Genomic DNA, 9,603 nt, shown 5'->3' with positions numbered 1-9,603 from the left:
GTGGTGCGCACCGAGGGCATCGACGGCATCCTCTCCGGCACCCTCACCTACGACGACACCACCCGCACCACGACCTACACCGACTCCCAGGGCCACGTCTCGATCCACCGCTACAACGCCGAGGGCCAGGTGGTGGAGGAGACGAACCCGCTCGGCCACGTCACACGCACGGAATGGGACGAGTACGGCGACAAGCCCCTGACCGTCACCGACCCACTGGGCCACACCACCCGCTACACCTACGACGACACCGGCAACCTGGTCGAACTGACCCTTCCCGACGAGACAGTGACCCGGGCGGAGTACAACGCGCTCGGCCTGCCGACCGAGGTGACCGAGCCGGGCGGTGCCCTCTGGCGCTACTCCTACGACGCGCGGGGCAATCTGCTGAGCACTGTTGACCCGCTTGGCGCCGAGACCCGCTACGTCATTGATGACAAGGGCCGTCCGGTCGCGATGACCAACGGCCTGGGGCACACCCGCACCGTGGAATATGACGCTGCGGGCCTGCCCGTAGCTGTGACAGACGAACTGCGCCACACGACGACAATCAGTCGCGATCCCTTCGGCCGGGTCATCGAGGTGACCGACCCCCTCGGCAACGCCACCCGCCTGGGCTGGACCGCTGAGGGTAAGCCGTCCTGGCGCGAGCAGGCCGACGGCACCCGCGAGTCGTGGACGTGGGACGCCGAGGGTAACCTCGTCACTCATACCGATCCAGCGGGCAACATCACCTATCAGACTGCCGCGCCCTTCGACCTCCCGGCTACCCGCACCGACCCGGACGGCACCCGGTACGCGTTCACGTACGACACCGAACGGCGCCTGACCGGGGTCACCAACTCCGATGGGCGGACCTGGTCCTACCTCTACGACGAGGCCGGCCGGCTGATCGCGGAGACGGACTTCAACGGGCGTACGTTGACGTACGCACACAACGCTGCGGGAGAACTGATCGCCCGGACCAACGGCACCGGCGAGGTGATGCGCTTCTCGCTGGACGCTTGTGGTCGGGTCATGACTCGGCAAGACGACTCCGGTGAGATCACGACGTTCGAATACGGGCTGGACGGTGGGCTCCGACGTGCGGCCAACGCGGACGCCGAAGTGGTGTTCGAGCGGGACGCGCTGGGGCGAATCCTTTCGGAGACAGTCAACGGCCGACGATCGCTTTTCGAATACGACGCCATCGGTCGCCGTACTCGCCGCGTGACACCTTCCGGCCTGGTATCGGAATGGACGTACAACGCCTCCGGACACCCGATCCTGCTGCGCTCGGCAACGGGCTCGATCGCCTTCACCTACGACGAGGCGGGGCGCGAGACCGAGCGACGGTTGGGTGAGGCGGTGAGGCTGACCCAGAGCTGGAGTTCGACCGGGCGGCTGAGCGATCAGTCATTGGTGTCGGCTCCGGCCGGTGCGAGGTCGGACCGCCTCCTCCAGCACCGCACGTATGCCTACCGGGCCGACGGACACCTCACGGAGATCCGCGAACTGACCTCCGGCACGCGTCGGTACGATCTGGACTCCATGGGCCGGGTCACCGACGTGCGGGCGCACGGATGGACCGAAACCTATGCTTACGACGCGGCCGGCAATCTGCTCCGAGCATCGGCCCCCGGCCGCGACTCAGAAGGCGGTCGCAAGTTCCAGGGCACGCTCGTCCGTCAGATGGGACGCACGACGTTCCAGCACGACGCACAGGGTCGCCTGGTCCGCCGGACGCGCAGGCTCCTCAACGGGGAGAAGCGCTCCTGGACCTACGCATGGGATGCCGAGGACCAACTGAAAGAGGTGGTCACACCGGACGACGACCGCTGGCTCTACCACTACGATCCGATGGGTCGGCGTATCTCCAAACATCGTGTAGGCGAGGACGGTTCAGCAGTAGATCGCATCGACTTCTCGTGGGACGACACTCGCCTTGCGGAACAGACCGGTGCGGACGGCAGGATCACCACCTGGGACTATGAGCCAGGGACCCATCGCCCGGTCGCACAGAACGACCGGTGGGCGTCTTCGGCCGAAACTTCGTTCCTCGCCCGGCTGGCCGACGAGCCCAGCCTCGACAAGAGGCCACGGTTCCACGCCGTGATCACGGACGCCGTCGGCACGCCCATGGAACTGGTCTCCCCCTCCGCCGAACTTGCATGGCAGTTCCGCAGCACAGTCTGGGGCACCAAGTTCCCCTCTGCTGTGGACTCTGAGGCGGCTGTGGACTGCCGGCTGCGGTTCCCTGGACAGTACGCCGATGACGAGACGGGCCTCGACTACAACCTATTGCGTTACTACGATCCCGAAACGGGCGGATACCTCACGTCGGACCCGATGGGTCTCCTGCCTGGCCCCAACCCGCATGCTTATGTCGGCAATCCGGGGAGCGAGTCTGATCCGCTGGGCCTGTTCACCTGCAAGGTCGAGAATGCGCTCAAGAGCTGGCAGAGCCGGAAATATCAGTTCGCCAGCAATGAGTTCGTGCTTGACAAGAAGGGTATGGCGCATGTCCTGGAAAGGCATCACCCAGAATACTGGGACGGGTCTGTCAAGGCGAAACAGTCGTTCCTCGACGGAAAAATGTCCGTCCAGGATGTGCAAGATGCCATCACGGAGACGCTGAAGCAGAACCGGGACAAACTCGTCTCGCGGGGTCCGATCGGCATGTACCAGATCGAGGGTCGAGTGCACGGTGTGCACTACGTCCTCGGCATCAAAAACGGCCGTGTCGGCCAATTCTATCCCGGAACGCTCGACAAGTAGGCTGGCTGTATGATTGAGATCACGTCCTACCTGCGCACCAAGTCGGGATCTTTCATCGACGTGACGGAGGCAGGTTTCCCTCCTGCGGATCCTTCGTATGTCGAGGGAGCTATCGATATGACCATCAACGGAGTACGGGTCCTGGACCAGGAACTCTGGGACTATGTCGACGAACTGTGGTCCTACATCAGTGACATGGTCCTGAAACTCGCGAACGAGGACGAGGCATCGACCTACTTCCCGGATCAGCCGATCCGCTTGTTGTTCAAACGTCTGGGGGGCGGACTCGTCCTCGTGTCACTCACCTACGACGACGTCAAGCGGACAGTATCCGTTGAGGAACGGGAACTCGTGGACGCCCTCCAGCGGTCCGGCACAGAATTTTTCACCAAGATGAAAGAACTGCTTCCTCAGAACTCCTTGGGGTACGACGACGCCTTGACACGGCTCACGCGCTGAAACAGACGGGCCGAGGCAGCAGGCGGGGCATCGGTCCCTCCTCGATTCGGCCTCGGTCAGCGTCGGCTGACCGTGCCCGCCCGCCTTGGAGGGGACGGCCTGGGCGGAGAAGTACCTGATGGAACGTCCGACGACGTAACCCGCTCTCCGGTGCCGTCGCTCCACGTCGCGTCCAGTTCACCGTGCACCGCGCCCTCGCCGCGTATCAACTCCGGGCAGCGGCAGCAGTGCGGGTACGGCGGGCCGGTTCTGGTCGGTGCCCTGCTCGACGACGGTGACGTCGAGCCTGCCCGGCGGGCCGGAAGCGGAAGCGGTACCTGATGCGGCTCCTCGGCCGGCACCGCCGGTGACGCTCCCCAAAATCGTTGGCGCCGGAATGCGGGCGCCTCTAGGGTGGGTTTCGCTTCACGCAGTGGCTGTCGGCCGCTGTTGTCGGTCGAGTGAGAAACGCGAGGTGTGACCGATGGCTGTCTCTTTGGTGGGCGCTGCCCGCAACCCGAAGTTCACCCACTCCACCTCCGTGGCCTCCGGCTGATCCTGCCTGTCTTCTTCGCGCCTGCGAGTGCGCGCAGCGGGGCCGCCTTGTGAAGGGTTTCCCTTGAACCTCTCCTCTCCTTCTACTTCTTCCGCTTCGTCGCACCCTCTCGCCCTGTACGGCTGGGACGAGAGGTGGGAAACGGAGTTCGCTCCGTACACCGAAGAGGGCCTCCTGCCCGGCCGCGTCGTCCGGGTCGACCGCGGCCAGTGCGACGTCGTCACCGCCGACGGAGTCGTCCGCGCCGACACCGCCTTCGTCACCCCGGACGATCCGCTGCGGGTCGTGTGCACCGGCGACTGGGCCGCCGTCGACCCCGGCGGCAACCCCCGCTACGTCCGCGCGTATCTGCCGCGCCGCACCGCCTTCGTCCGCTCCACCTCCTCCAAGCGGTCCGAGGGGCAGATCCTCGCCGCCAACGTCGACCACGCCGTCGTCGCCGTGTCCCTCGCCGTGGAACTCGACCTCGGCCGCGTCGAACGCTTCCTCGCCCTGGCCTGGGAGTCCGGCGCGCAGCCCGTCGTCGTCCTCACCAAGGCCGACCTCGTGCCGGACCCGGTCACCCTGGCCCACCTCGTGCAGGACGTGGAGACCAGCGCGCCCGGCGTGCCCGTGATCCCCGTCAGCGCCCTGCACGGCGACGGCCTCGACGCCCTCGTCGCGCTGGTCGGCTCCGGTACGAGCGTGCTGCTCGGCCAGTCCGGCGCGGGCAAGTCCACGCTCGCCAACGGGCTCGCCGGCGCGGACATCATGCAGGTGCAGGCCGCCCGTGACGTCGACGGCAAGGGCCGGCACACCACGACCACCCGCAACCTGCTCACCCTGCCCTCCGGCGGCGCCCTCATCGACACCCCCGGGCTGCGGGGCGTCGGCATGTACGACGCCGGGACCGGGGTCGGGCAGGTGTTCGCCGAGATCGAGGAACTGGCCGCGGGGTGCCGGTTCCACGACTGCGCCCACGAGGCCGAGCCGGGCTGCGCGGTGCGGTCCGCCGTGGAGAACGGCGACCTTCCGGACCGGCGGCTGGAGAGCTACCGCAAGCTCGTGCGGGAGAACCAGTGGACGGTGGCCAAGTCCGACGCGCGGCTCCGGTCCGAGCTGAAGAAGGAGTGGCAGCGGAAGGGCCTCGCCGGCAAGGCCGCGGGAGAGGCCAAGCGCAGGTCCTGGCACTGACCGGCTCACGCCGGGGACGGGACCCGGAAGCCACCGCTCCCGGGTCCCTCGCTCGGCGTGCTGCCGGTCCTCGTCCGATTTCCGCCAGCCGGGTCCGTCGGCGCGGCGCACACTGGGACACGTGATGGACGCGGACACCAGGTACGAGGCGGTACGCAGCCGGGACGGACGGTTCGACGGGGCGTTCTTCTTCGCCGTCGAGACCACCGGGATCTACTGCCGGCCCAGCTGCCCGGCGGTGACGCCGAAGCGGCACAACGTGCGGTTCTTCGCGACCGTCGCCGCCGCCCAGGGCTCCGGGTTCCGCGCCTGCCGGCGGTGCCGGCCGGACGCCGTGCCCGGCTCGGCGGAGTGGAACGTCCGCGCGGACGTCGTCGGCCGGGCCATGCGCCTGATCGCCGACGGCGTCGTGGACCGCGAGGGCGTCGCCGGGCTCGCCGCGCGGCTCGGCTACAGCGCCCGGCAGGTCCAGCGGCAGCTCACCGCGGAACTGGGCGCCGGGCCCGTCGCGCTCGCCCGGGCCCAGCGGGCGCACACCGCGCGAGTGCTGCTGCGGACCACCGACCTGCCCGTCACCCAGATCGCGTTCGCGTCCGGGTTCGCCAGCGTGCGGCAGTTCAACGACACCATCCGCGAGGTGTACGACGCGACACCCACCGAGGTGCGTGCCGCCGCTCCCCGCGGCCGGGGCGTCCGCCGCGCCGCGCCCGGCGCGGGCATCCCGCTCCGGCTCGCCCACCGGGGCCCCTACCAGGCCGCCGCCGTCTTCGACCAGCTCGCACGGGAGGCCGTACCCGGCGTCGAGGAGGTGACCGGCGGTCCGGGCGGCCGTACCTACCGGCGCAGTCTGCGGCTGCCGTACGGCACCGCGCTCGTCGCCGTCCACGAACGCACCCGGGCCTCCCGGGCCGGCGCCGGCACCCACCCGGGCGGCTGGCTGGAGGCCCGGCTGAACCTCACCGACCCCCGGGACCTCACCACCGCCGTGCAACGGCTGCGCAGGCTGTTCGACCTGGACGCCGACCCGTACGCCGTCGACGAGCGCCTCGGCGTCGCCCCACGGCTCGCCCCGCTCGTCGCCGCCCGGCCCGGACTGCGCTCACCCGGTGCGGTGGACCCGCTGGAGCCCGCCGTGCGCGCCCTGGCCGGCACCCGGGGCGCCCAGGAGCTGGTCCGCAGGTACGGCAAGGCCCTGGACGCGCCCTGCGGCAGCCTCACGCATCTGTTCCCCGAGCCCGCCGTCCTCGCCGAGGCCGAGCCCGCGGGCCCGCTGGGCGCGCTGGCCGCCGCCCTCGCCGACGGCACCGTACGGCTGGACGCGGGCGCCGACCGGGACGACGCCGAGGAAGCCCTGCTCGCCCTGCCCGGCATGGACCCGGCGGTCGCCGCCGCCCTGCGCGTACGCGCCCTCGGCGACCCGGACGTGTCCCCGCCCGGCGCCGACATCCCCGACACCTGGCGCCCCTGGCGGTCGTACGCCGTGCAACACCTGCGCGTGGCCGGGCAGTTGCCCTGGTGACCCACAGGCACCCCTGAACCGGCGCACGGGTGAACCGGCGCACCGGCGCCCCGTGGTCCGGTGGCCCGGTCGACCGGCGGGCAGGTGAACGGGCCCCCCGGCGGACCGGCCAGGTGGCGGACCGGTGAGCCGTCCGGCCGACCGGCGAACTGGCTGACCGGCCGCCGATCGGCGCCCCCGCCCGGCCGTTCGCGTCGGCCGGGCCCGCCCGGCCGCTCGGCGGCCGTTGCCCCGCCTGGGGCGCCGCCTCCGCCCCCGCTCACGCGGTCCGCGGCCCACGGCGCGGCAAGCGCGGACCTCGTTACGCCGAGCGGGTGGACCGGTGTCGGCGTTCCCGTGGCGTGGGCCGGTCGTGTGGCACGGTCGCCTGCGGCGGGTCACGGGGAAGGGCGGACACAGATGCGCACGGTCGTACGGGTTCTCGCGGTCGTCCTGGCGGCGCTGGTGCCCGGCCTGACGGCACCGGCCGTCGCCGAGCCCGCCGCGCTGCCCTGGACCGGTGCCTGGGAGACCGCGCCCTCCGGCACGACCGCCCCGCTGCCCGGCGCCGCCGTCCGCAACGTCGTCCACCTCGGCATCGGGGGCACGGCCGTCCGCGTCCGGCTCAGCAACCGGCTCGGCACCGAGCCGCTGCGGCTGGGCGCGGTCACCGTCGCGCTGCGCCGTGCGGCCGGCCCGGCCGCGGTTCCCGGCACCCTGCGCGCCGCCACCTTCCACGGCGCGCCGCGGACCACCGTCCCGCCGGGCGCGGACACGGTCAGCGACCCGGTGCCGCTGCCGGTGCGGGCCGGCGCCGACCTGCTCGTCACCGTGTACACGCCGGACGACTCCGGGCCCGCCACCTATCACCGCACCGCCCTACAGACCAGCTACCTGGCCCGGGACGGCGCCGGCCGAGCGGCCGACGAGGGCGGGACCGCGTACGCCGCGACCACCAGCCACTGGTACTACGTCACCGGCGTCGACGTCCGCGGCACCGCCCTGGGCAGCGTCGTCGCGTTCGGTGACTCGCTCACCGACGGCACCGGCTCCACCCCCGGCACCAACCGCCGCTGGCCCGACCGGCTCGCCCGGCGGCTGGGCGGGCACCGGTTCGGCGTGCTCAACGCCGGCGTCGCCGGCAACCGGCTGCTGCGCGACGGCACCGGCCCCAGCGCCCTCGCCCGCCTGGACGCCGACGCGCTGAACCTGCCCCGGGTACGGGTCCTGGTCGTCCTGGAAGGCGTCAACGACATCAACGGCGCTCCGCAGGCGGACGATCCGGCCGCCTATGCCGCCGCCTACCGCACCCTCGTCGCCCGGGCTCACGCCCGGGGTGTCCGGGTCGTCGGCGTCACCCTCACCCCGTACCGCGGCCACCCCGCCTGGTCCGCCGCCCGCGAGACCGTACGACGGCGGGTGAACGCCTTCATCCGGGGCGGCGGCGTCTTCGACGCGGTCGCCGACGCCGACGCCGCCGTACGCGATCCGGCCGCCCCCGCCCGCCTGCTGCCCGCCTACGACTCCGGTGACCACCTGCACTTCGACGACGCCGGCATGAGCGTCGTCGCCGGCACGGTGCACCGCACCCTGACCCACTGACCGCCGGGCAGGCCCCGTGGGAGGAGGGGGCGGTGGCCATCGACCGCTCCTCGTACGGCTGTTCCCCCACTCACTCGCCAGGCCGTCGGTGCGACCGGGTACGCCGAATTTTCCCGTTGCCCCGTTTCCCCACCCCCCGCCCGGTGGACAATCAGGGGCATGAGCCAGCAGGGGGGAAGTCCCGCCCGTTCCGAGGACGACTGGTGGGGTCAGCTGTACGACGACTCCACCCAGGACACGGGCCCCACGGCCGCGCCCGATTCCCTGGACGACCGCTTCACCTCGGCGAGGAACACGGTGGCCCGGCGAGACCCGCCGTCCCGCCAGGCGGCGCCCCCGGCCGCGCCCTCGGTCCCACCCCAACGCACAGCCCCCGCCGACCCGTTGCCGCCCACCGGACCACCACAGCCCGCGCCGGCCGCGGCCCCCGAGGCCACCACCCCGCCGCCGCCCCCGGCCGCCGCCGTGTCCCGCGAGGCCGCCGCGTCCTCCGCACCGCAGCCCGCGCCCGCCCCCCTCGCACCCGCTGCCGGCCCACCGCCGGCCCCCTCCGGTTCTTCCGTCGGTGACGTCGGTGACGTCGGTGACGTCGATTACGTCGGCGCCGGGCCTCCCACCTACGACCCCGAACCCACCGCGCTCCCGCTCGCCGCCCCGGACGGGCTGGACGAGCTGGTCGCGGACACCGTGCTGGACGGTGCCCGGTACGGGGCGTGCACGCTGCGGGCCGTGTCGGCGCGCGGGGACTCGGCGCGCTACCGCGGCGAGCCGCGCCGGGACGCGCTGCTCACCGCGCGCTTCGGGGCCGGCGAGCAGGCGCTGGTCCTCGTCGCGATGGCCACCGGCGCCCGGTCCACGCCCGGCGCGCACCTGGCGGCGGCCGAGGCGTGCCGGTGGATCGGCCGGGCCGTGGGCCGCAGTCACCAGCGGCTCGTGGAGGACATCCGCACGGCGCGGCGCGGCGATCTGAAGGCCGGCCTGCACCGGCTGACCGACCGCGGTATGGGCAGGCTGCGCGAGAGCGCCGCCGAGCGGGGTGTCGGCCCCGAGGAGTACACGGCGAACTTACGCTGTCTGCTGCTGCCCGCCGACCCGGACTGCCGTACGCGCGTCTTCTTCGGTGTCGGTGACGGCGGCCTGTTCCGGCTGCGCGACGGCATGTGGCAGGACATCGAGCCGGTCATTCCGACCGACGACGTCACGGGGACCACGGGAAGCCCGGCCGCCGGCAGCGGTTCGCGGCCGGAGCGGACCCCGGAGGGTGACCGGCTGACGATGGACCTCGGCATCCCGGCCCCGCCGAGCCCGTTCGAGCCCGTCCCGGAATCCGTGCCCGAGCCGCCCCGCGAGCCGTTCCGTTTCCGTGCCTCGGTAGCCCGCCCGGGTGACGCGCTGGTGATGTGCACCGCGGGTCTGGCCGAGCCGCTGCGCGGCGAACCCGCCCTGTGCGCCTACCTGGCCCGCCGCTGGTCCGGACGCACCCCGCCCGGCCTCGCCGCGTTCCTCGCCGACACACAGGTGCGGGTGAAGGGCTACGCCGACGACCGTACGGCGGCGGTCGTGTGGGAGGCGTAACCGC

General features: G+C 72.0%; 6 protein-coding genes. All 6 read left to right on the top strand.

Going from position 1 to position 9,603, the window contains the following annotated elements; genetic code table 11:
• A partial coding sequence (locus AB0F03_RS31515; protein ID WP_361998134.1) for an RHS repeat-associated core domain-containing protein occupies window positions 1–2,757 on the top strand: 2,757 nt, incomplete at its 5' end.
• Window positions 2,758–2,874: 117 nt separating this feature from the next.
• Window positions 2,875–3,216 carry a hypothetical protein gene (locus tag AB0F03_RS31510; protein ID WP_361998132.1) on the top strand — a complete coding sequence of 114 codons (342 nt, stop codon included), beginning with the start codon at window positions 2,875–2,877 and terminating at the stop codon, window positions 3,214–3,216.
• 598 nt (window positions 3,217–3,814) lie between these two features.
• Complete coding sequence (gene rsgA, locus AB0F03_RS31505; RefSeq protein WP_361998129.1) at window positions 3,815–4,924, top strand: ribosome small subunit-dependent GTPase A; 1,110 nt, start codon at window positions 3,815–3,817, stop codon at window positions 4,922–4,924.
• A 124-nt stretch (window positions 4,925–5,048) separates the two neighbouring features.
• On the top strand, window positions 5,049–6,443 hold the full coding sequence (locus AB0F03_RS31500) for an AlkA N-terminal domain-containing protein (protein ID WP_361998147.1): 1,395 nt from the start codon (window positions 5,049–5,051) through the stop codon (window positions 6,441–6,443).
• A gap of 399 nt (window positions 6,444–6,842) precedes the next feature.
• Window positions 6,843–8,024, top strand: a complete 1,182-nt coding sequence (locus AB0F03_RS31495) for a GDSL-type esterase/lipase family protein (protein ID WP_361998126.1) — start codon at window positions 6,843–6,845, stop codon at window positions 8,022–8,024.
• 159 nt (window positions 8,025–8,183) lie between these two features.
• Window positions 8,184–9,599: a protein phosphatase 2C domain-containing protein gene (locus tag AB0F03_RS31490; RefSeq protein WP_361998123.1), complete on the top strand. Its 1,416-nt coding sequence runs from the start codon at window positions 8,184–8,186 to the stop codon at window positions 9,597–9,599.
• The last annotated feature ends 4 nt before the right edge of the window (window positions 9,600–9,603 follow it).

It is taken from the genome of Streptomyces sp. NPDC028722 (assembly GCF_040637655.1).
In the GTDB taxonomy this organism is placed as follows: Bacteria; Actinomycetota; Actinomycetes; order Streptomycetales; family Streptomycetaceae; genus Streptomyces.
Note: the sequence above shows the minus strand (reverse complement) of the source record. Positions and strands in the feature narration are given on the sequence as shown.

Coding starts and splice junctions, on each gene's coding strand:
- AB0F03_RS31510 (WP_361998132.1), top strand. CDS start 2,875: ATGACCATCAACGGAGTACGGGTCCTGGACCAGGAACTCTGGGACTAT.
- AB0F03_RS31500 (WP_361998147.1), top strand. CDS start 5,049: ATGGACGCGGACACCAGGTACGAGGCGGTACGCAGCCGGGACGGACGG.
- AB0F03_RS31495 (WP_361998126.1), top strand. CDS start 6,843: ATGCGCACGGTCGTACGGGTTCTCGCGGTCGTCCTGGCGGCGCTGGTG.
- AB0F03_RS31490 (WP_361998123.1), top strand. CDS start 8,184: ATGAGCCAGCAGGGGGGAAGTCCCGCCCGTTCCGAGGACGACTGGTGG.